The organism is Bacillus sp. CIS52 (assembly GCF_053545315.1).
On sequence record NZ_JBIUFR010000001.1, the window covers coordinates 1,481,109 to 1,502,554 of the forward strand.

At 46.6% G+C, this 21,446-nt stretch carries 22 protein-coding genes; 9 read left to right on the plus strand and 13 right to left on the minus strand.

All coding sequences use genetic code 11. The features are described 5' to 3' along the window. Positions 1-18: 18 nt before the first annotated feature. Entirely contained in the window at positions 19-693 is a 675-nt protein-coding gene (locus tag ACH32G_RS07175) for a hypothetical protein (protein WP_016937717.1), read from the plus strand. A gap of 48 nt (positions 694-741) precedes the next feature. On the opposite strand, the gene ACH32G_RS07180 is transcribed toward ACH32G_RS07175, so the two are convergent. Continuing rightward, positions 742-2,073 (minus strand): arsenic transporter, encoded by a 1,332-nt coding sequence (locus ACH32G_RS07180; protein WP_448814151.1) that lies wholly within the window; start codon positions 2,071-2,073, stop codon positions 742-744. Between the two features lie 197 nt (positions 2,074-2,270). Beyond that, complete coding sequence (alsR, locus tag ACH32G_RS07185; RefSeq protein ID WP_016937719.1) at positions 2,271-3,179, minus strand: acetoin biosynthesis transcriptional regulator AlsR; 909 nt, start codon at positions 3,177-3,179, stop codon at positions 2,271-2,273. A 156-nt stretch (positions 3,180-3,335) separates the two neighbouring features. Between alsR and alsS the strand changes: the two genes are divergently transcribed. From alsS to ACH32G_RS07200, 3 genes are all read left to right on the plus strand, one after another. Continuing rightward, on the plus strand, positions 3,336-5,048 hold the full coding sequence (gene alsS / locus ACH32G_RS07190) for an acetolactate synthase AlsS (RefSeq protein WP_045926539.1): 1,713 nt from the start codon (positions 3,336-3,338) through the stop codon (positions 5,046-5,048). Between the two features lie 58 nt (positions 5,049-5,106). Further along, positions 5,107-5,874, plus strand: a complete 768-nt coding sequence (budA, locus tag ACH32G_RS07195; RefSeq protein ID WP_016937721.1) for an acetolactate decarboxylase — start codon at positions 5,107-5,109, stop codon at positions 5,872-5,874. A gap of 101 nt (positions 5,875-5,975) precedes the next feature. Beyond that, on the plus strand, positions 5,976-6,500 hold the full coding sequence (locus ACH32G_RS07200) for an NAD(P)H-dependent oxidoreductase (RefSeq protein WP_049627536.1): 525 nt from the start codon (positions 5,976-5,978) through the stop codon (positions 6,498-6,500). 137 nt (positions 6,501-6,637) lie between these two features. Here ACH32G_RS07200 and ACH32G_RS07205 read toward each other — a convergent pair whose 3' ends face one another. The 8 genes from ACH32G_RS07205 to ACH32G_RS07240 all read right to left on the minus strand — a co-directional run bounded on the left by ACH32G_RS07205 (position 6,638) and on the right by ACH32G_RS07240 (position 13,297). Then, complete coding sequence (locus tag ACH32G_RS07205; protein ID WP_448814152.1) at positions 6,638-7,171, minus strand: SH3 domain-containing protein; 534 nt, start codon at positions 7,169-7,171, stop codon at positions 6,638-6,640. Between the two features lie 60 nt (positions 7,172-7,231). Further along, positions 7,232-8,149 (minus strand): ribose ABC transporter substrate-binding protein RbsB, encoded by a 918-nt coding sequence (rbsB, locus tag ACH32G_RS07210; RefSeq protein WP_188154368.1) that lies wholly within the window; start codon positions 8,147-8,149, stop codon positions 7,232-7,234. Positions 8,150-8,162: 13 nt separating this feature from the next. Further along, entirely contained in the window at positions 8,163-9,134 is a 972-nt protein-coding gene (gene rbsC / locus ACH32G_RS07215) for a ribose ABC transporter permease RbsC (RefSeq protein WP_188154369.1), read from the minus strand. Then, the gene (locus ACH32G_RS07220) at positions 9,124-10,617 is read right to left on the minus strand and encodes a sugar ABC transporter ATP-binding protein (protein ID WP_188154370.1); all 1,494 of its coding nucleotides are present in this window, start codon (positions 10,615-10,617) and stop codon (positions 9,124-9,126) included. The genes rbsC and ACH32G_RS07220 overlap by 11 nt, the downstream gene beginning before the upstream one ends. A gap of 16 nt (positions 10,618-10,633) precedes the next feature. Then, on the minus strand, positions 10,634-11,029 hold the full coding sequence (rbsD, locus tag ACH32G_RS07225; protein ID WP_188154371.1) for a D-ribose pyranase: 396 nt from the start codon (positions 11,027-11,029) through the stop codon (positions 10,634-10,636). Then, positions 11,026-11,907: a ribokinase gene (rbsK, locus tag ACH32G_RS07230; RefSeq protein WP_095241225.1), complete on the minus strand. Its 882-nt coding sequence runs from the start codon at positions 11,905-11,907 to the stop codon at positions 11,026-11,028. Before rbsK ends, rbsD begins: the two co-directional genes overlap by 4 nt. Beyond that, on the minus strand, positions 11,904-12,890 hold the full coding sequence (locus ACH32G_RS07235; RefSeq protein ID WP_188154372.1) for a LacI family DNA-binding transcriptional regulator: 987 nt from the start codon (positions 12,888-12,890) through the stop codon (positions 11,904-11,906). Before ACH32G_RS07235 ends, rbsK begins: the two co-directional genes overlap by 4 nt. 164 nt (positions 12,891-13,054) lie before the next feature. Then, on the minus strand, positions 13,055-13,297 hold the full coding sequence (locus ACH32G_RS07240) for a hypothetical protein (RefSeq protein WP_016937730.1): 243 nt from the start codon (positions 13,295-13,297) through the stop codon (positions 13,055-13,057). Between the two features lie 624 nt (positions 13,298-13,921). Here ACH32G_RS07240 and pgsB point away from each other — a divergent pair. From pgsB to ACH32G_RS07265, 5 genes are all read left to right on the plus strand, one after another. Then, positions 13,922-15,103, plus strand: coding sequence for a poly-gamma-glutamate synthase PgsB (gene pgsB, locus ACH32G_RS07245; RefSeq protein ID WP_016937732.1), 1,182 nt, complete (start codon positions 13,922-13,924; stop codon positions 15,101-15,103). Positions 15,104-15,117: 14 nt separating this feature from the next. Continuing rightward, positions 15,118-15,567 (plus strand): poly-gamma-glutamate biosynthesis protein PgsC, encoded by a 450-nt coding sequence (gene pgsC, locus ACH32G_RS07250; protein ID WP_003151340.1) that lies wholly within the window; start codon positions 15,118-15,120, stop codon positions 15,565-15,567. Between the two features lie 18 nt (positions 15,568-15,585). Further along, the gene (locus ACH32G_RS07255; protein WP_049627527.1) at positions 15,586-16,755 is read left to right on the plus strand and encodes a CapA family protein; all 1,170 of its coding nucleotides are present in this window, start codon (positions 15,586-15,588) and stop codon (positions 16,753-16,755) included. Further along, positions 16,742-16,903: a hypothetical protein gene (locus ACH32G_RS07260; RefSeq protein ID WP_003151344.1), complete on the plus strand. Its 162-nt coding sequence runs from the start codon at positions 16,742-16,744 to the stop codon at positions 16,901-16,903. Before ACH32G_RS07255 ends, ACH32G_RS07260 begins: the two co-directional genes overlap by 14 nt. Positions 16,904-17,053: 150 nt before the next feature. Next, complete coding sequence (locus tag ACH32G_RS07265; RefSeq protein ID WP_448814153.1) at positions 17,054-18,289, plus strand: C40 family peptidase; 1,236 nt, start codon at positions 17,054-17,056, stop codon at positions 18,287-18,289. A 38-nt stretch (positions 18,290-18,327) separates the two neighbouring features. Here ACH32G_RS07265 and ACH32G_RS07270 read toward each other — a convergent pair whose 3' ends face one another. From ACH32G_RS07270 to ACH32G_RS07280, 3 genes are all read right to left on the minus strand, one after another. Further along, a complete protein-coding gene (locus tag ACH32G_RS07270) occupies positions 18,328-19,053 on the minus strand; it encodes a sunset domain-containing protein (RefSeq protein ID WP_448814154.1) in 726 nt (241 codons plus the stop codon). A gap of 114 nt (positions 19,054-19,167) precedes the next feature. Beyond that, positions 19,168-20,025 carry a Cof-type HAD-IIB family hydrolase gene (locus ACH32G_RS07275; RefSeq protein WP_016937736.1) on the minus strand — a complete coding sequence of 286 codons (858 nt, stop codon included), beginning with the start codon at positions 20,023-20,025 and terminating at the stop codon, positions 19,168-19,170. A gap of 155 nt (positions 20,026-20,180) precedes the next feature. Then, on the minus strand, positions 20,181-21,167 hold the full coding sequence (locus tag ACH32G_RS07280) for an LCP family protein (protein WP_045926551.1): 987 nt from the start codon (positions 21,165-21,167) through the stop codon (positions 20,181-20,183). Positions 21,168-21,446 lie beyond the last annotated feature (279 nt).

Genomic DNA, 21,446 nt, shown 5'->3' on the forward strand with positions numbered 1-21,446 from the left:
GGGAGAGGGGGGAATGAAATGGCTGGGTTAAGCAGATTTCTGGATAAACAAGTCGATATTGAGATATCGGGAAATACTACATTTTCAGGAACTCTTTTGGATATCGGTCATGATATCATTGTGATCCATGACGGCCGGACTTTTCTTTATATCCCGCTGCTGCATCTGCAGCGGATGACTTTGACTGTGCCGGACGATGAGAGTAAAGGGCCGCACACAAGAGAAGAAAGTCCGCATCCTGAAAAACAGGAACATTCATTTTCTTACCGGAATACCCTCCAGCATATAAAAGGCAGATTTACAGAAATATTCGTTACGGGAGACCGGTCCATTCATGGGTATGTAACAAGTGTTTTAAACGATTATTTTGTTTTCTTCTCTCCGGTTTATAAGACGCTTTTCATCTCAATGCATCATTTAAAATGGCTGACACCATATTCCGATGAGCAGACGCCGTATACATTAAACAGCTCAGAACTGCCGGTCGTTCCTGCCAGTGTGCCCCTTGTCCGGAATTTTGAGGAGCAATTAAAAAAATATACCGGCAAATTGATTATTCTGGATTTAGGAGATATACCGAATAAAGTGGGGCTGTTACAGGACGTCTCAGATAACATTCTTGAATTGACCAATGCGGACGGAGATACGGTCTTTTGGAAATTGAATCATTTAAAAACCATGCACCTCCCATAAATAATAAAACTGCCTCTCTTATACAGCAGGCAGTTTTTTTCATCGGAGCTAAAGATAGATCCAGCTGATCCAAACATATAAAACGGTAATGGTAAATACAACGGTGAGAGGGACAACGACAATGGTCGTTTTGATATATTCTGACCAAGAGACTTTTTCGCCGTGCTGTCTGATGATATGCATCCAGATCAGCGTGGCTAATGTCCCGATCGGCAGAAGCAATGATCCGATATCACTGCCGATAATATTAGCTAAATAAATGATTTTTACGGTTAATGGGTCAATTGACATTTCAGTTAATGTCAAGGTGCTGATCATTAGGGCAGGATGGTTATTAAACAAATTAGAGAGGACGGATGTAGCAATACCCATAATAGAAGCCGCGTGGGCAATGCTCTGTGAGACATAAGGCTCAATATACTGAACAAGCCATGCGGTCAGTCCGATATTATGCAGTCCGTAGATGATAATGTACATCGTGAAGGCAAAAACAAAGATATGCCAGGGCGCTTTCCTTAATAAGTCTGCCGGGCCGATTTTTAAATGAAACCATCTCCAGGCAAGCAGGATGACTGAACTGATGACTGCCACAAGTGAAACGGATATGCCGCTGTATGAAGCGGCAAACAGACTGACCCGCACTAACAATACAAACGCTAAAACACAAAACATGATTTTCGTACGGCTGTTTTGGGCCTGATCTGGCGGAGGCTGAAGCGGATGATATCTTTTGTGTTCCAGTGAATCAAAATGAACCGGAATATCGGGGAGCTGTTTCGGCAAGCGGCGGTAAAAAACAGCAAACAGCAGAAAGGCCATAAAGACGAGCCCCAGCGTGCCGGGGATAAACATCATATTGGTGTACAAATAAAGGTCCATGCCTATCATTTTGAGAGAAATTAAATTGACGATATTACTGACGCCGATAGGAGTGCTTGCCGCCGTCGCAATTAAGACGCCGCTGATTAAATAGGGCGTTTTATGATGTTTTTTAAGTCCGAGATACTTTAATACCAACAGTAAAATAGGAGTGGTGATTAAGACGCTGCCGTCATTATTCAGAAAGAGCGTCATTGAAAAACAAAGCAGGTTGGTCAGCCAAAACAGCCGGATGCCTGATCCTCTGGCGCGATGGAGCAGCTTGGCTGCCGCCCAATTAAAAAAACCGAAGCTTTCGAGCGCGATCGCCATAATCATTGTGGAAATAATGGTGATCGATGCTCCGGTGACTTTAGACCCTATATCTCCTAAATCATGAAAGGAAACGGTTCCGCATAACAAAACGAAAATGGCGCCCAGCGATGCCGGAACGGCTTCATTTAATCCCCGGGGTCTCCAAAAAATAAGAATAATGGTCACAAAGAAAGAAATCAGGGTCAATATGACGCTAATATGTGTAATATGTTCTGCCTCCTTTTTGGATGGGTCATTGCCGCCCCGTTATTTTTATCCCTCCTGATCAGTTGTACTGTATGTATACGAGTACAGGCCGAAAGGTGTACTGAGCGTTTCTACTAATTTAGTAAAATTCCATTAAAGCACACAAAAAAAGAGGCTGCTTCTCGGCGTCCTCTTTTTTATACTTTTTCCTTATCCGCCTGCAATAAAGCCTGGCGTTTATTGATAATCTCCAAGAAATGTTTCAGGATCGGGTTTTGGTTGTCCTTGCGGTAGGCGATGACCCAATCGGCGGTAAGCTGAACCTGATTGATGTCGCGATAGGCGACTTCGAGATTAAACAGTTTTTTAGCTGAAGAAGGCACGAAGGTTACACCGATTCCGGCGCTTACCAATCCGATCACCATTTGATACTCCGTCGCTTCCTGAACAATTTTCGGTTTAAAGCCCGCCTGCTCGCAATAGTTTACAAATTCCAGGTATAAAGTAGGCCATGTTTCTTTCGCCAGTGTGATAATCGGTTCATTTTCTAAATCCTGAATGTCGATTGTCTCTTTGGCGGTAAGCGGGTGCTGCTTCGGCAAGGCCAGAATGCAAGGACTGCTCTGCACCTTTTCCATATGTAAAGCCGAATGCTGTAAAGGCGGATGAAGGATGCCGATATCAATGTTGCCTTTCAGAAGCTCTTCCTGCTGTCTGAAAGAAGAGATTTCACGCAGATCAAGCTTGACGGAGGGGAATTTTTCGCGGAATTCCCGAATGATCGGCGGCAGAAATTCATATGTGGCTGAGCCGACAAAACCGACGACAAGCCGGCCGAGCTCTCCCCGCGCTGTCCTCTGCGCCATTTCAATCGCTTTTTCTATTTGTTCGATCGCGTTTCTGCTGTGTTTCAAAAAACTTTCTCCGGCAGCAGAAAGCTCTACAACCCGTTTCGTGCGCTTTAATAAAGTCACGCCGACTTCTTTCTCAAGCTGTTTGATCTGCTGGCTGAGAGGCGGCTGTGTCATATTTAACCGAAGCGCGGCTTTGCCGAAATGAAGTTCTTCAGCAACGGCAATAAAGTATTGAAGATGGCGAAGCTCCATCCTTATCCATTCCTTTCCCTTTGTTAATTATTCGTGAAACATATTAATCATACGGCGAATTGATATTGGAGGTCAATTTCCAAAGGGTGTATAGTGAATAATATCACAAATTACTTAAAATTTTATATTTAATATGCATAATAAGGAGTGAGGGTGTTGGCAAAAGCAACAAATGAACTGAGAACCTCTGGAAAAAATCGCGGGGCGGAGCTTGTTGTTGATTGCTTAGTGGAGCAAGGTGTCACACATGTTTTTGGCATTCCGGGTGCAAAAATTGATGCAGTATTTGATGCGTTAAAAGATAAAGGACCTGAACTGGTTTTATGCCGTCACGAACAGAACGCTGCGTTTATGGCAGCGGCTGTCGGAAGACTGACAGGAAAACCTGGCGTTTGTCTCGTTACTTCAGGCCCGGGGGCATCCAACTTAGCGACCGGCTTGTTAACGGCTAATACAGAAGGTGATCCGGTAGTGGCACTGGCGGGAAACGTGATTCGCGCGGACCGGTTAAAACGGACACACCAATCATTAGACAATGCGGCACTATTTCAGCCGATCACAAAATACAGTGTAGAAGTACAGGAAACAGGGAATATACCAGAAGCGGTAACAAACGCCTTCAGGGCAGCGTCAGCAGGTCAGGCAGGCGCGGCTTTTGTGAGCTTTCCGCAGGATGTTGTGAATGAAATCACAAATGTTAAAAACGTACGCAGCGTGCCGACGCCGAAACAAGGCCCTGCACCGGAATCAGCGGTCAGCGCGGCTATCGCCAAAATCCAGACGGCGAAACTTCCCGTTCTGTTAGTCGGCATGAAAGGCGGAAGACCGGAAGCGGTAAAACAAATCCGCAAACTGCTTGCCAAAACAAAACTGCCTTTCGTTGAAACGTACCAAGGGGCCGGCACATTGTCCAGAGAGCTTGAAGACCAATATTTCGGCCGGATCGGACTGTTCCGCAACCAGCCTGGCGATCTTCTGCTTGAACAGGCGGATGTCGTATTAACGATCGGTTATGATCCGATTGAATACGATCCGAAGTTCTGGAACGTAAACGGCGACCGTGCTATTATCCATCTTGACGAAATTCAGGCCGATATCGATCATGCCTATCAGCCGGAATTAGAGTTATTAGGGGATATCGCCGCAACGGTTAAACAAATCGAGCACGATGCGGTGACATTCGATATGGGCAGCCGTGAACAAGAAGTGCTGAGCGAATTAAAACAAATGCTGACAGACAGCGAGAAGGCGCCAAGCGATCATAAATCCGACAGAGTGCATCCTCTGCAAATCGTCCAAGAACTTCGCAGCGCAATTGCTGACGATGTGACCGTTACTTGTGACATCGGTTCTCACGCGATCTGGATGTCCCGCTACTTCCGCGCTTATGAGCCGCTGAAGCTGATGATCAGCAACGGCATGCAGACATTGGGCGTAGCGCTTCCTTGGGCGATTGCCGCCACATTGGTGAATCCGGGTGAAAAAGTCGTATCCGTTTCAGGAGACGGAGGATTCCTGTTCTCCGCAATGGAACTGGAAACGGCAGTCCGCTTAAAAGCGCCGATCGTTCACCTTGTATGGAATGACAGCACATATGATATGGTCGCATTCCAGCAAATGAAAAAATACAACCGTACATCATGCGTAGATTTCGGAAACATTGACATCGTAAAATATGCAGAAAGCTTCGGCGCCACCGGCTTGCGTGTCGAGTCACCGGAACAGCTGGCAGACGTGCTGCAAAAAGGCTTGAACACAGAAGGCCCTGTCATCATCGACATTCCTGTCGATTACAGTGACAACGTTCATTTATCAAGTGACATGCTTCCGAAGCAATTCAAAGAAAGAATGAAAGCAAAAGCTCTCTAGCACTCTGCGCACCATGACCTGTTTTCTAAAACAGCCTAATTTAAAAGGAGTGAAGAGAATGAAAAATGCAAACGACATCCAAGTGATGAGCCGCGGAGAAAAAGGCTCACCTGAGGATCAGATCTATCAAGTATCAACAATGACATCTCTGCTGGACGGAGTATATGACGGAGATTTTGATATGGCTGACATTCCGAAGTTCGGTGATTTCGGAATCGGCACTTTCAACAAACTGGACGGCGAATTAATCGGATTTGACGGACAATTTTACCGTCTGCGCGGCGACGGAACGGCTACGCCTGTGAAAGGCGGGGACCTTTCACCATTCTGTTCATTCACATTTTTTACACCGGATATGACGCATACGATCGACGGCGAAATGACCCGTGAAGAATTCGAACAGGAAATGGCAAGCCTTCTCCCTAGTAAAAACTTATTTTATGCGATCCGTTTAGACGGTGTATTTAAAAAGGTGCAGACGAGAACGGTAGAACGTCAGGAGAAACCGTACGTTCCGATGATCGAAGCGGTGAAAACACAGCCTGTGTTCAACTTTGACGACATTCAGGGAACGATCGCCGGCTTCTGGACGCCAGGCTACGCAAACGGCATCGCTGTTTCCGGGTATCACCTGCACTTCATTGATGAAGGCCGCAATTCCGGCGGACATGTGTTTGACTATATCATTAAAGATTGCAAAGTGACCATTTCTCAAAAAATGAACATGAATCTCAAGCTTCCGAATACGGCGGACTTTTTCAACGCGAATTTAGATAATCCGAATTTCGCGAAGGATATTGAAACAACCGAAGGAAGCCCTGAATAAATGAAAAAAGAAAGCCCGTTTTTCTCCCGGGCTTTCTTTTTATTTGGCTGAACCGGCAATGATTAGGTAAAATACAGTCAAAAGGGAAAGGTGTGGTAGCTGTGAAAGTTTTGGTATTGGCGGTTCACCCTGACATGGAAAACTCAGTGGTCAATAAGGCGTGGACAGAAGAGTTAAAAAATCACGATGACATTACGGTCCGTGAGCTTTATAAAGAATATCCGGACGGGAAAATCAATGCGGAAAAGGAACGCCAGCTGTGTGAACAGTATGACCGGATCGTATTTCAATTTCCGCTGTACTGGTATAGTGCGCCTCCGCTTTTAAAAACATGGATGGATCATGTGCTGTCGTACGGCTGGGCTTACGGCTCCAAAGGCAAGGCGCTGCACGGCAAAGAATTACTGCTGGCTGTTTCCGTAGGTGCCGGGGAGGATGCATATCAGGCAGGCGGTTCCAACCACTTTACATTGAGCGAGCTTTTAAGGCCGTTTCAGGCAATGGCTAATTTTACGGGTATGACCTATTTGCCGGCTTTTGCGCTGTACGGTGTAAATGGGGCGGGTGCGGCAGATATTCGTGACAATGCGAGAAGTCTGGCGGATTACATAAAGAAATCATTTTAAAATGATCCGCTGATGCAGGATGCATTCGTCTTTATGTGACAATATTTCCTGAGAAATATTTCGAATTCCCGACAATTTTGACTGTCAGAAAGAAAAAAACGGATTTCGCGGTGAATGTGCGAAATCCGTTTTTGAAATTATGTCAGTTTTTGCAGATCTTTTGTGCTGATGTATCCAGTTGCGCCGCCGTAATCGACAAGCGCCCAGCCAAAATCAATGCCGCCGCCGGCAGTTTTTTTCCATCCTAAGAAAGAAACGCTCGTATTTTTAGCAAGGGAAGCTTTGACTGCTCGGTTTTCTGTAAATACTTTAGTTTTTGCGGTCGTTTTTACGGTTGTTGCTGCTTTAACAATATAATGAGTAGATACAAATCCTGTTTTTCCGTTTTTATAATGAACTTTTGCCCAGTCTGCGTTCTGGAATAAAACGATTTTTAAGCTGTCGCCTAAATGAAGGACATCAGCTTTCGGGCTGACAGCCGATGCTTTTGTTCTGACGTTCAATGCTTCCGCGGAAACGAGATAAGAGTCAAGCGGATAGCTGTACAGATCGTCAATCTTGACCGCTTCTTGCGCGTGTGTCTCAGGAAGAGGCGTTATTCCGGCAGCTGAAGCCGCTGATATTCCCGCTGCAAGGGTCAGGATGGATACCGCTTTGGCTGTTTTCTTCATCTCTATCTCTCCTTTTACATCTTCTTTTCACGTTTTTCCGGAAGTCTAAACATCGGACGGCTACTTTTGCGTTTGAAGTTTCAATGGAGCGGAAATGGTGTTTTTGATTTTTTCTCCTTTCAGCACCTGTTCCGCCGCTTCCGCCGCCAGTTTTCCGATCAGCTCCGGCTGCTGGGCGACCGTGGCTGTCAGCTTCCCGTTTTTAATGGAGGAAATCGCATCCTTATTTCCGTCAAAACCGACAACCAGAATGTGTTTGCCTGAGCTGTTGATCGCTTCGAGCGCACCGAGCGCCATTTCATCATTATGGGCGAACACGGCTTTGATGTCAGGGTGGCCTTGGAGCAGGTTTTCCATGACGGTCAATCCTTTTGTACGGTCAAAATCGGCCGCTTGCTTCGTTACGACATTCAGCTTTTTGTCGGCGATATGATGAAAGCCCGTACCGCGTTCCCGGGTTGCGGATGCGCCCGGAACTCCCTGCAATTCCGCGACTTTGGCGCCTTTTCCGAGCTGATCGGCGAGGTAGCCGGCTGCCATTTCTCCTCCTTTGATATTGTCAGAAGCGACAAGCGTTTCGACTTTGCCGTGTTCGGCTGAACGATCAAGCGCAATGACGGGAATGCCGAGGGAATTTGCAGATTCGACGGCGGTTGAAATCGCTGATGAATCGGTCGGATTGATCAGCAGCGCATCGACTCCCTGCTGGATCAGGTCTTCTACGTCATTCGACTGTTTTGATGAATCGTTTTGGGCATCGACAACGATGACCTTCATGCCCCGTTTTTTGGCTTCTTTTACCACGCCGTCTTTTAATGAAACGAAGAACGGGTTGTTCAAAGTGGAGACGGAAAGTCCGAGTGTGAATTCTTTTTTATGTTTGGTATTTGACGGTTTTGCCCATTGGGGCGGTTCAAGTGAACAGGCGGACAGTAAAAACAGTGATAATGCCGCAATCGCGATGATGGCCTTCTTCATAATGCTCCTCCTACTATGCCGATTTTTTGCGGTCCAGCAGCACCGCGATTAAAATGACGATTCCTTTGACGACGAGCTGATAAAAAGACGATACGCCGAGAAGGTTCAAGCCGTTGTTCAGCGTACCGATAATCAAAACCCCGATCAGCGTACCGATGATACGTCCCCGTCCGCCGGACAGGCTCGTTCCGCCGAGTACAACCGCTGCGATGGCGTCCAGCTCGTATGATTCCCCGGCCGTCGGCTGTGCGGAATTTAAGCGTGATGTTAGAATCGCTCCGGCCAGAGCCGATAATAAACCTGTCAGAGAATAGATCATGATCTTGATGCGGGGCACTTTGATACCGGAAATCAGCGCCGCTTTCTCATTGCCGCCGATGGCGTATGTCCGGCGGCCGAACGGTGTTTTGTGCAGAAGAACCCATAGGGCCGCAAATGCAATCAGCATTGTAATGGCGGGTACGGGGATGCCGAGAAAATAACCGCGCCCGAATAATTGAAACGCGTAATTTGTACCGAGTCCCGTAATCGGATTTCCGTCTGTATAGACGAGGGTCAGTCCGCGAAAGACCGTCATTGTCGCCAAAGTGGCGATAAACGGAGCCATTTTTCCTTTTGTGATTAATAAACCGTTCATCATGCCTAGTACGGCGCCGATCGCGCAGCCGATGATAACGGCTAAGATCGGGTCGCTGCCTGATACCATCATACCGGCGACCAATGCGCTCGATAAGGCGAGGATGGCTCCGACAGAGAGATCAATGCCTCCCGTTAAAATGACAAACGTCATTCCGAAAGCGATCAGCGCGTTAATCGCAACCTGCCGAAGAAGATTGAGAATATTGAGCGGTTCAAGAAAACTCGGGTTTAAAACGGAAACGATCAGCACAAGAATTAGTAAGCCGAGAAACGGACCGAGTTTTTGCGTAAAGGTATGAATGGAAAAACGCTGTTGTTCAGTTGATGTCATTGGTTCAGTTTTCATTCTGCTGCCCTCCCGTGGCAAGTGTCATGATGTGTTCTTGTGTTGCGCCGGCCGCATTGATTTCTCCATTGATGCGTCCTTCATGGACGACGATGATTCTGTCACTCATGCCGAGAATTTCCGGCAGCTCGGAAGAAACCATGATGATGGCGACTCCGCGGTCGGTCAGCTCATTCATTAATGAATAGATCTCCCGTTTCGCACCTACGTCGACGCCCCTTGTCGGTTCATCGAGGATGAGAACTTTTGGGCCGATTCCGATCCATTTGGCGATGACGACTTTCTGCTGATTTCCTCCGGATAAATGACGCGCGGCGATTTCCGGAGACGCGGTCTTAATGGTCAGCCGCTTGATCAGCAGCTCGACGAACTCCGCCTCGCGTTTTCGGTCAATGATGCCTTTCGGAGAGAAACTGGTCAGGTTCGGCAATGAGATGTTTTCACGAATGGACGTATCCAGAAGCAGTCCTTCATCTTTCCGGTTTTCTGTAATCAGGCCGAGTCCCTTGCGGATGGCATCAGCCGGACCCCGGATGCCGATTTTTCGGCCGGAAATCCAGATCTCTCCGGAATCGAGCCGGTCAATTCCAAACAGCGCCCTCATGATTTCTGTCCGTCCGGCACCCATTAAGCCGGAAACACCAAGGATTTCTCCGGCGCGCACATGGAAACTGACCTGTGAAAAGCTTCCTTTTTTTGAGGCGTTTTTCACTTCGAGCACCTTATCGCCGAGTGACGGCGTGCGTGTCGGATACCGATCAGTCAGCTCCCGGCCGACCATTTTTTTGACCACTTCATCAAAATTAGTATCTTTCAAATGTGCCGTATCGACAGTGAGACCGTCCCGCATAATGGTGATCCGGTCGCAAATTGAAAATATCTCTTCCATTCGGTGCGATATATAGACGATTGAAACGCCGTCTTGCTTTAACGCCGTCATTACGTCAAACAGCTTGCTGATTTCCCGTTCGGTCAGCGCCGCGGTCGGTTCGTCCATAATGATGACTTCGGCGTTTGTCATCAGCGCTTTAGCAATCTCAATCATCTGCTGCTGGCCGACGGAACATTGTCCGGCTTTCCGGTCAAGAGGCAGAGAGACTCCCAGTTTTTCAAGCTGTGATTTTGCTAGCGCTTTCATTTTCTTCGTTTCCAAAACACCGAACGCCGTCGTCAGCTCTTTGCCGATAAACAGGTTTTCAAGCACCGTCATGTCCGGCCATATATTCAGTTCCTGATGGATAAAGGCGATTCCGTGCTTTTCGGCTTCTTTTGGATTTGAGAAGGTCATATTTGTTCCGTTTATCGTAATGTTTCCCTTGTCGAGGCGGTGCAGTCCGGTGAGCAGATTCATTAAAGTCGATTTACCCGCTCCGTTTTCTCCCATTAAAGCGTGGATTTCTCCCGGCAGGAGCTCAAATGTGACGCCGGAGAGCACTTGATTTTTCCCGAATGCTTTATGAATGTCTGTCATGCCGATGTGCATGCTGGATCCCTTCCTTCTAGAAAATCACTCCCGCCTGCAGGATGCAGTTGGCGTATGGTGTCATTTCACCCGTTCGGATGACGGCTTTTGCTTTCTGTGTGAGCCGTTTGAATTCTTCGTGGGGCATGTACTCGATTGTCCGCTCTGAGAAATGGCTCTCTAGAAAACTTGCATTCTCAGGATTGGCGTCTTTGATTTCGGAGGCAGCCATCACCTTTTCGACTTCCATCTCCCCGGCCACCAGGCTGGTCACGTCCCGAAAGGCGGGAACGCCCGCCGTTAAGGACAAATCAATTTTAGGGACACCGTCTGGGACGGGGAGACCCGCATCGGCGATCGCGATGAGGTCTGTATGCCCGAGATCGGCTAATACTTTGTCAATGTGGCTGTTTAACATTCCGTGTTTCTTCATGACAGCAACTCCTCGACTGCTTTTCTGTCCGGCATGCCGCCCTGGGCGCCGAAATGCTGCACGGATAGGGAGGCGGCGCGGTTGGCAAACAGAAGCGCTTGTTCAATGTCCTGTCCTTCCGCGAGTGCGACGGCAAGTGCCGCATTAAAAGTATCACCGGCTCCTGTCGTGTCGACCGCTTCCACAGGGAAGGCGGGAACGAGCCGCTCTGCAGTGCCGTCAGAATACCGCACGCCTTGTTTCCCTTCGGTAATAAACAGTTTGCCGGGATAGCCGGCTAGCGCCTCTTCTTTCGTCCGGCCAGGAAATAAAATGGATGCTTCATGTTCGTTCGGCGTAAGATAAGCGGCATCCTCAATCGTTGATTGTTTCAGCGGACGGGCCGGCGCCGGATTAAGGATCACCGGAATTTGATGCGCGCGGCAGTAGCTGCACACTTCTTCAACGGTTTCTTGGGGGATCTCCTGCTGGATCAGCACGATATCAATGCCGGGAAGTTTCGCGAGCGCGCTTTTGGCATCAGCGGGAGAGATGTCATCGTTTGCGCCTTTTACGACGACGATGCTGTTATCTCCTTCTGCGAGCACAATATGAGCCGTTCCGCTTTTTTGATGTGTAATCGTTTCCATATAGTCCGTATTGACACCGTTTGCCTGCAGGTTTTCAATAATCGCTTTTCCGTAGCTGTCCCTGCCTACTTTCCCTACCATATATACGTCAGCGCCCAGACGGGAAGCGGCTACGGCCTGATTAGCGCCTTTTCCTCCGGGCACGGTTTGAAAGTCTGCGCCCAGCACGGTTTCTCCGGCTTTCGGACGCCGTTCGGATGTGACGACAAGATCCATTGAACAGCTTCCGATAACACAAATTTCACTCACTTGTACTCATCCTTTCTCGTCGTTTGTCTTTCCATGTATGTGACTGGCATTTGAATGGACGTCTCTTTCGGCGGTTCTTTCTTTATTAATTGCAGCAGCAGGCTTGCCGCTCGTTTTCCCATCTCATATGCAGGCTGGCGGATCGTTGAAAGAGGCGGGAACAAGAGACTGCTCTGCGGAATATCGTCGTATCCGATGATCTGAATCTCCTCGGGAACTTTTTTACCGAGCCGCAGCGCCTCATGAAGGACGGCCGCCGCCGCAATGTCGTTGCTGGCAATGACGCCGTCAGTTTCCGGGAATGCGGCAAACAATTCTTCCGCTAACATGGCGGCATCCTTGATGGAAAATGAAGCGGCGGAGATGACATTGAACTGCGCGCCCGCTTTTTGCAGCACGTCACGTGCGCCGTTAAAACGTTCCTGAGCGGTCGGAAGGCGGCCGGGGCCTTTGACGAGCGTGATGCTTGCGCTTTTGCCGCGGAGCATTTCCTCAGCCGCCCGTTTTCCGCCTGCCCGGCCGTCACTGAATACGGAAGGAGCGCCTTCTTTTGCCCGGTCCAGAAATACGACCGGGTAAAGGCTCCCGCTGTATTCGGGAAGATCGGGGTAATTGGTGGCCGCCAAAATTCCGGCAACTTGATTTTGTTTAAATGTCTGCAGATAGTCGAGCTCTTTTTCCAATTCCTCATCGCTGTTGCCGATCATCAGCCGGTACCCCTCCCGCTGCAATTCGTCTTCAGCGCCGCGGGCAAGCTGCGGGAAAAAGGGATTCGTAATATCCGGAAGCAAAAGTCCGACCAGTCTGGATTCTCTTTTATAAAGAGAGCGGGCAACTTCATTCGGATAATAATTCAGCTTCTCCATGGCAAGCATGACCTTCGTTCTTGTATCTTCATGCACGTAGCCGTTGTCATTGAGGACACGCGAGACCGTGGCAACAGAGACGCCGGCAGCGCCTGCGACATCTTTAATCGTTGCCAACAAACACTCCTCCTCTATTTATGTAACCGTTTACACAAAAAGAGTATCACGAATATTTTCGCTTGGCAACAAAAAAAAGAGGCCGGAGCCTCTATTCATTCACGATACCGATTTGAGAGATGTTCACTTTGATATCAGGGACAATCTCTATGAAAGGATAGATCTCACGCCCAATTGAGATGCTTGCTCCGCTCGTTCAGATTGGCTGAGGCTTGTTTGTTCATTTTGCCGATAGCCGCATAGGAATTCAGCTTGTCTTTCATATATTCCAAGGCACGTGCATTCAGCTTTAAATGAATTTTTACTTTCAGATGCCGGCGGGGATCATTATCCATTCCTTTTTTATGCATTTTATAAATTAGAGGAATTTCTTGATGCTGCTTGCTGTTTTTCCATAAACTCCACAATTATGGATGAACTTTTCTTGAACGAATTTAAAGATTTATTAAAATTATTTCAAAAGAGTGAGAAATGGCCTGTAAACGGAACGAAAGCAGATAGGCTTTCCGCATATAAAATGTATATTTCTTGTAAACACTCCGGACCCGTCTGTTTCTGTCATGTACAAGACATCTCAATAGTTATTTTGGAATGGGACTGACAGCAGAATACAGGGGAAAAATGAATGACTTTAAGACCTTATTCTTAACAAAACAGGAAGTGTGCATCCAGCGGACAAAGAGTCCGAAAACGTATGCGCAGTGCGGAAAACACTGGTATAAAAGGCTGGATAAGATGGATTATGATTACATCTTTTTCTTCCGGAACGCGAATAGTTCTATTAGTCCAAATAAATAGACGAGGGAAAATGTAAACGCATTCATTTTTTCTGAAAAAAATTGTAGTAAGTTCTAAGTCCTGCCGATTCCCAAAAAAAGCAATTCAATAATAGGAAGAATAGCGTCACTAATAGAGAAGTTTGGCTCAGTGAAAGCGGGAAGATTATGTTACATAATGCCGATTGAGAATTCATAGTGAAGCTATATACTGATGAATGAATTTATCAATACAGAAGGAGATGTCAAAAATCAATGTGGTTACTCATTATAGCCTGTGCTGCCGTACTAATCATCGGAATCATTGAAAAAAGGCGGCATCAGAAGAATATCGATGCTCTGCCAGTACGCGTCAATATTAATGGTATCCGCGGAAAGTCAACCGTAACGAGGCTGACGACCGGAATACTGATGGAGGCGGGCTACAAAACAGTCGGAAAAACGACGGGAACAGATGCAAGGATGATCTATTGGGATACACCTGAGGAAAAACCGATCAAACGGAAACCGCAGGGCCCGAATATCGGCGAGCAAAAAGAAGTAATGAAGGAAACCGTAGAACGGGGCGCCAATGCCATTGTCAGTGAATGTATGGCGGTAAACCCGGATTATCAGATTATCTTTCAGGAAGAACTCCTTCAAGCCAACATCGGCGTCATCGTGAATGTGCTTGAAGACCATATGGACGTTATGGGGCCGACGCTTGATGAAATTGCTGAAGCTTTTACTGCGACGATTCCTTATAACGGCCATCTTGTGATTACAGACAGTGAATACACAGATTTCTTTAAAGAAAAAGCCGCAGAGCGGAATACCGAAGTCATTATTGCGGATAACTCTAAAATTACTGATGAATACCTGCGGAAATTCGAATATATGGTCTTTCCTGATAACGCTTCACTTGCGCTCGGCGTTGCCCAGGCTCTTGGTATAGATGAAGAAACGGCGTTTAAAGGCATGCTGAATGCGCCGCCTGATCCAGGCGCCATGAGAATTCTGCCGCTGCTCAGCACAAAAGAGCCCGGTCATTTCGTAAATGGCTTTGCCGCAAATGATGCATCTTCTACTTTGAATATATGGAAACGTGTAAAGGAAATCGGCTATCCGACAGATGAACCGATCGTCATCATGAACTGCCGCGCCGACCGCGTGGACAGAACGATTCAGTTTGCCAATGACGTGCTTCCGTACATTAAAACGAAGGAACTCATTCTCATCGGAGAGACGACAGAACCGATCGTCAAAGCTTATGAAGAAGGCAAGATTCCTGCCGATACCCTGCACGATCTCGAATACAAATCTACAGACGAAATCATGGACGTGCTGAAAACAAGAATGCAAAACCGTGTCATATATGGCGTCGGCAACATCCACGGTTCAGCGGAACCATTAATTGAAAAAATCCAAGAGTATAAGGTGAAACAGCTCGTTAGCTAGGAGGAAAAGGATAAATGTTCGGATCAGATTTATATATCTCACTTATTTTAGGCGTGTTAATCAGTTTAATTTTCGCGGAAAAAACAGGTATCGTACCTGCCGGTTTAGTTGTACCGGGTTATTTAGGGCTCGTTTTTAACCAGCCGGTCTTTATTTTACTCGTATTGTTAGTGAGTCTTCTTACATACGTGATCGTCAAATACGGTTTATCCAGATTTATGATTTTATACGGACGCAGAAAATTCGCAGCTATGCTGATCACGGGAATCTGCTTAAAAATCGCATTGGATTTTCTCTACCCGATCGTACCGTTTGAGATATCAGAATTCCGCGGAATCGGTATCATTGTACCGGGTCTGATCGCCAACACGATTCAGAAACAGGGATTAACGATTACATTTGCCAGCACGCTGTTTTTAAGCGGCGCCACTTTTGCCATTATGTTTGCTTACTACTTAATCTAATGTAAGGTGTGTCAAACGATGAAAAAACAATTAAGCTTTCAAGAGAAACTGCTGAAGCTGACCAAACAGCAGAAAAAGAAAACCAATCTTCACGTTTTTATCGCACTGCCGATCGTCTTTTGCCTGATGTTCATCTGCATCCTGACAGGGAAGGCGGAGACGCCGAGTGTGAAAAGAAATGCCGATGACCTTGTATCAGCCTCGTTCGTCGGAGATATTATGATGGGCCGGAATGTGGAGAAAGTGACAAAGCATAACGGAACGGAAAGCGTCTTCCGCTACGCAAAGCCATTTTTTGAAGCATCTGACTATGTGTCGGGAAACTTTGAAAACCCGGTTACATATAAAAAGAACTACAAAGAAGCAGACAAAAATATTCACCTTCAGTCAGACAAAGATGCCGTAAAAGTATTGAAGGACACGAATTTCACCGTTTTGACGGCAGCTAACAACCATGCGATGGATTACGGCCCTCAAGGAATGCGGGATACAGTTGAAGAATTTTCAAAGCAGAACCTTGAACTTGTCGGTGCGGGCCTGACGCTTAAAGAGGCCGAGCAGAACATTTCATATCAAGATGTAAACGGAATCAAAATCGCAACACTGGGATTCACCGATGTTTCCGGAAAAGGCTTTGCAGCTAAACGAAATGCGCCGGGTGTGCTTCCGGCCGATCCTGAGCTGTTCATTCCGATGATTTCCAAAGCCAAAAAGAAAGCCGATCTTGTCATTGTTCAAACACACTGGGGACAGGAATATGATAATGATCCGAATGACAGACAGCGCCAGTTGGCAAGAGCAATGTCAGATGCCGGAGCGGATATCATCGTCGGACACCATCCGCACGTGCTTGAACCGATCGAAATGTACCACGGCACCGTTATTTTCTACAGCCTGGGCAACTTCGTATTTGACCAGGGATGGACAAGAACGAGAGATACGGCGCTCGTACAATATCATTTGCAGAAAAACGGCACGGGACGCTTTGAAGTCACGCCGATGAACATTCATGAAGCGACGCCTGCACCGGTTAAAAAAGGCAGCATCAATCATAAAACGATCGTACGTGAACTGACGAAAGAATCGAATTTCGATTGGAGCGTCAAGGACGGAAAGTTAACGTTTGATGTGGACCACAGCAATATCTTAAAAAAGAAAGCGGAGGGAAAAACAAATGAAAATCATTAAAGCCGGATGGCCGTTTGCCGCGATCATTATGGTATTTATGTTTATGTCAGCTTTTAAATACAATGATCAGCTCACAGATCAGGAAAAACAAAAAATTGACACGGAAATGCAAAAAATTCAGCAGGAGGACACAGCGGGCGCAAAATAAGCGCATGATTCCGCTTGCCGGCATATTGTTTGCACCGAATCCAGTAAAGAATGCCCATAACGGGCATTCTTTTTTTGTGTGCTCTCCTAAACATTTGTTAAAAGTTACCGATGTAAAAACTACTAAAAATAAGGAGAGTGAACAAAAAACATGCTCACAAGCTGGAGGAAGTACATCCTTGCCGGCCTTATGATTTGTCTTGTGGCACCTGCAGTAACGAGAACGGAAATTGCTGAAGCGGATTCTCAAGTTTCTGTCCTGATCGTTTCAGACGCACAAAAACTTGTCGGAAATAAATATGTTTACGGAGGCGAAGAGCCTGAGGACGGTTTTGATCCGTCCGGATTGATCCATTATCTTTTCGGCAGACAGAACATCCATCTGCCGAGAACGGTCAATGATCAATGGAAAGTCGGAGCTGCCGTCAAAGAAAATGACCTTTTACCGGGAGATATTGTTTTTTTCAAAAAGTCGGATTCAACAAAAAACACGCCCGTCCAAGACGGTCTTTATATCGGAAACGGAGAGATGATACACAGTTCTCCGTCAGAAGGCGTGACGATCACGCGCTTTCAAAAAAGCAGTTATTGGATGAATTTATATCTTGGCGCGAGACGGATTAAAAAAGATCCGGAGCTGGCTGATAATCCGATCGTTCAGGAGGCCGCCCGTTATCTCGACATTCCGTATGTATTCGGCGGCAGCACGCCTGAAGCGGGATTCGACTGTTCAGGGCTTGTCCAATATGTTTTCGAAAACAGGCTTCACATTTACCTGCCGAGATCTGCGGAGCAGCAGTGGCTGGTCGGTGAGAAAATCAAACTGAGCGACATAAAGCCCGGGGACGTGATTTATTTCAGCGACACGTATAAAAAAGGAATTTCCCATGCAGGCATTTATGCGGGAGAGGGAAGATTCATCCAAGCGAGCCGCTCCGAAAAAGTCACCATTTCTTATTTGGCGGAAGATTATTGGAAAAAGCATTTTACAGGAGTGCGCCGATTCAGCAACCTGACTATTTCTAAAGATAATCCCGTTGTGTCAACAGCGGCTGATCATATCGGAATTTCTTATCTGAAAGGCGGCGTTTCACCGGAAACCGGCTTTGATACAGCCGGATTTGTTCAATACGTCTATCAAAAAGCAAAAGGAATCAGCCTGCCGCGTTACGCGGACAAGCAGATGCAGGCGGGCGCTCCGGTCGATAAACAGGATCTGAAGCCCGGCGATCTGGTCTTCTTTAAAGCGGAGAGCTTGAATCCGGCCATTTACATCGGGAACGGACAAGTGATTCATGTCACTGTGTCCGCAGGCGTAACCATCACAAATATGAATACAAGCGCTTATTGGAAGGACAAATATGCGGGCAGCATCCGGCTCCCGTAAAAAAAGACGTCAGAGAGTGTCTCTGACGTCTTTTTCTTTTACCGTTTCGGGGCTCTGAATCCGGCCGCTTCCGCTTCTTCTGCAGAACAGAACATTTCCACTGGATCTGTCGTCCGATCGTAGTATGTACTTCCCGGCGTGTGATAAATGCCGTTTCGGCTGCCTTTAATGTCGCATCCCTGTGAGGTGTCGGCTGCTTTCGTCCCGGCATGTCCGCCGGAGGAAGGGGCGGTATTTTGCGCCGTTTCCGTGTGCTCGGATGTTTTTGTTTCTTCTTTTTGCCGCTTTAATGTTTTATTTTCTGATTGAAGCGTTTTGGCGGTCTTTTCGAGTTTCTTTTGTGAATTTTTTAATTTCTCATTGTCTTGTTTGAGTGATTTATTTGTTTTTTTCAGCTCGTTTATTTCTTGGCTGAGTTCGCTGAGTTTTTTCTCATTGCCTGCTTCGGCTTCGGATTTCTCTTTTTCAGCCGCGGCACTGATGCTTTCATATTTTTTCTCAAGCGACTGATGTTCTTTCGTTAATTTTTGATAGGCCGTATCAAGGGTGCTGTATTTCTCCTCTGCCTTCGCGGCTGAGGTGTCCGGCTCTGCCGAGGAACCGCCTGTCAGGAGCAGAACAAATCCGACGATGAGAAGGGGCCAAAACAGCTTTTTTGAAAAACGTTTTTCTTTTTTTGCCGCTTTGCATATGAGATGGAATATTCCGTATCCAAGTGCGAAGAGAAAAGCCAAAAATCCAATAATAGCGATTGCATTCGACATAATAACGCTCCTTTTTTCTTTATTTTACAATTTATTTTCAATTTTGGAAATTAATTTTTGGAAAACATGAAAAAGCCAGGTCGTGAAAGACCTGGCTTTTGACGGACGGATTTTTTATTGTTCGTTGTCGAGAAGCCGGTTGATGAAATGGGCAACGCCGTTTTCATCGTTGCTTTTTGTAATATACGTGCTTTTTTCCTTCAGTTCATCAATCGCGTTGCCCATGGCGATGCGGTTTCCGGCTGCTTCAAACATGGAGAAATCATTCGGGCTGTCGCCGATGGCGTAAATATCCTGTTTTTCAATTCCGTATAGTGAGGCAAGCTCCGTCAGGGCCCGTCCTTTACCGGAACCGGCAGGGAGGATTTCGATGATGTGTTTTCCGGAAGAAGTCTGGGATAGTTTCGGATGGTGTGTAATTTCTTCTTTGGCATTTTTCAGTTTTTCCATATCAAAAGAGAAACAAAGAAGCTTGTAAATATGTTCGTCTCCGTTAAAAATGGCCTGTATATCCTGCACGGGTTTGATGCCGAATTGTTTGAACTGCGTCTTTGCGCCCTCCCATAATGTCTGAATATCTTCCTTTGGGTTGGCGCTTTTCAGAATGTCCAGTTCTGCCTGCAATTTGGATTCGCCGTCAAACGGGGACAGCAGGTGATGATCTGTATAAACCTCGAAGTAAATGTCTTTTCCCGTTAAATAAGCGGCGATATCCTTACCGGCCTGCTGATCCATTAAGAGCCGGCTGACGAGCCGGTATCCTTTGTCGTGAACCGTCCCGCCGTTTGCGGCAATGATCGGAATATCCAAATCTTCCAGGAGTGATTTTACATCAAAAGTGGCTCTGCCGGTGCAGATGGCCACAAGAACGCCCGCTTCATCCGCTCTTTGTAAAGCCGCTCTGTTTTCCGGAGAAATCACACTGTCCGAGTTCAGTAATGTGCCGTCTAAGTCAATGGCTATCAATTTCATATGTATGGATGCCCTCCTTAAAAATAAAGCTGCTTCCTGTAGTATGTTCAGCTTTTTGCGAAATCAGCAGAAAGCCGTCAATTAAAAGGCTATACCTTCATGCCCTATTTTTCAACAGAAAAACGGCGGGGATTCTGAAACCCCGCCGTGATATCTTACTCGTTTAAATCCTTTTTTAATTTCGTTTTCACTTCTTGAAGGTTCTCCTCATTCAGTTTGAAATAATAAATATTTTTGCCGTATTGAGGAGTGTAAATATAGCTGTCTGAACCTGTCAGCTGTAAAGAATTCACTGATTTCAGCGATGTGATAAACGGGAACAGGCCGATGGCGTCATTCAGAGATAAGTTCATTTTTAAGTTTTTCCCTAAGCTGTCGACGATATCGTCATAAGAAGGGATCGAGCTTAACGATTTAGATTTTTTAATAATGGCGCTCAGCACTTCCATCTGTCTTTGTCCGCGCATCAGATCGGTGTCCGCTTTACGTGTTCTTACATAAGCCAGTGCCTGCTCGCCGTCAAGCGTCTGAACGCCCGGCTTCAGCACGACTTTTCCTTTTGTATCGACTTTAATACGATCGGCAATTTTCTGGCTTTTTACATTTACCGTAACGCCGTTCAATTCATTGACGACATCGCGGAACGCGTCGAAGTTGCTCTCAACCACATAATCTACCGGAATATCAAGCATGTTTTCTACTGTTTTATAAGTTAAATTATAACCGCCGTAAGCATGTGCGTGCGCGAATTTGTCATAGCCGTGACCTGGGATGTTGACATAGGAATCCCGCGGAATGCTGAGCATTGTCGCTGTTTTCTTTTTCCGGTTGAAGGTGACGAGCACGTTGGCGTCACTTCTTGCGTCATCTACTGATTCGCCCTTATTGTCACGGGCGTCAATTCCTAAAAGCAATACGGTGAAAGAATCCTTCTTCGGATCAAATTCTTTAATCCGTTTCACGGACTGGTCGCCGCGGTCAAGACTGACGTGCGCTTCCTTGGTCGCATTGTTCAGTTTCACAAATGCGTAGGCGCCGACGGAACCGGCAATCACCAATAAGAAAGCGGCAAAAACCAGTACAAATTTCACCCATTTTCTGAGGCGTTTTTTCTTTTTTCTGCGTTGAGATCGTTCTTCCATATCATTACCTCTCGTTTCTATTCTTTGTGAAGCGTACCATAATTGTTGGCTTGGAACAACTCTGTAAATGAGAAAATTCCAAATCTTTCTCTCTATTTCGACAACATCTACTGTTATTTTTACATCAGGTTCACATTATATTGGACGGCAGGAAGCGGAAAATGTTTCGTCGGGTTGTAAAAAATAATCAGTAAAATAATGGATGTTAACCGTCGGAAGGTTTGAAACGATCGGAATCAGGCAAAAGAAGCAGTAGAACAATTCCTCGCGGATACAGCG

Bases quoted from the DNA above. Each gene is read 5' to 3' on its own strand.
- ACH32G_RS07175 (WP_016937717.1), top strand. From the start codon at position 19: ATGGCTGGGTTAAGCAGATTTCTGGATAAACAAGTCGATATTGAGATA.
- alsR (WP_016937719.1), bottom strand. From the start codon at position 3,179: ATGGAGCTTCGCCATCTTCAATACTTTATTGCCGTTGCTGAAGAACTT.
- budA (WP_016937721.1), top strand. From the start codon at position 5,107: ATGAAAAATGCAAACGACATCCAAGTGATGAGCCGCGGAGAAAAAGGC.
- ACH32G_RS07205 (WP_448814152.1), bottom strand. From the start codon at position 7,171: ATGAAGAAAACAGCCAAAGCGGTATCCATCCTGACCCTTGCAGCGGGA.
- rbsB (WP_188154368.1), bottom strand. From the start codon at position 8,149: ATGAAGAAGGCCATCATCGCGATTGCGGCATTATCACTGTTTTTACTG.
- rbsC (WP_188154369.1), bottom strand. From the start codon at position 9,134: ATGAAAACTGAACCAATGACATCAACTGAACAACAGCGTTTTTCCATT.
- ACH32G_RS07220 (WP_188154370.1), bottom strand. From the start codon at position 10,617: ATGCACATCGGCATGACAGACATTCATAAAGCATTCGGGAAAAATCAA.
- rbsD (WP_188154371.1), bottom strand. From the start codon at position 11,029: ATGAAGAAACACGGAATGTTAAACAGCCACATTGACAAAGTATTAGCC.
- pgsB (WP_016937732.1), top strand. From the start codon at position 13,922: ATGTGGTTACTCATTATAGCCTGTGCTGCCGTACTAATCATCGGAATC.
- pgsC (WP_003151340.1), top strand. From the start codon at position 15,118: ATGTTCGGATCAGATTTATATATCTCACTTATTTTAGGCGTGTTAATC.
- ACH32G_RS07255 (WP_049627527.1), top strand. From the start codon at position 15,586: ATGAAAAAACAATTAAGCTTTCAAGAGAAACTGCTGAAGCTGACCAAA.
- ACH32G_RS07260 (WP_003151344.1), top strand. From the start codon at position 16,742: ATGAAAATCATTAAAGCCGGATGGCCGTTTGCCGCGATCATTATGGTA.
- ACH32G_RS07265 (WP_448814153.1), top strand. From the start codon at position 17,054: ATGCTCACAAGCTGGAGGAAGTACATCCTTGCCGGCCTTATGATTTGT.
- ACH32G_RS07270 (WP_448814154.1), bottom strand. From the start codon at position 19,053: ATGTCGAATGCAATCGCTATTATTGGATTTTTGGCTTTTCTCTTCGCA.
- ACH32G_RS07275 (WP_016937736.1), bottom strand. From the start codon at position 20,025: ATGAAATTGATAGCCATTGACTTAGACGGCACATTACTGAACTCGGAC.
- ACH32G_RS07280 (WP_045926551.1), bottom strand. From the start codon at position 21,167: ATGGAAGAACGATCTCAACGCAGAAAAAAGAAAAAACGCCTCAGAAAA.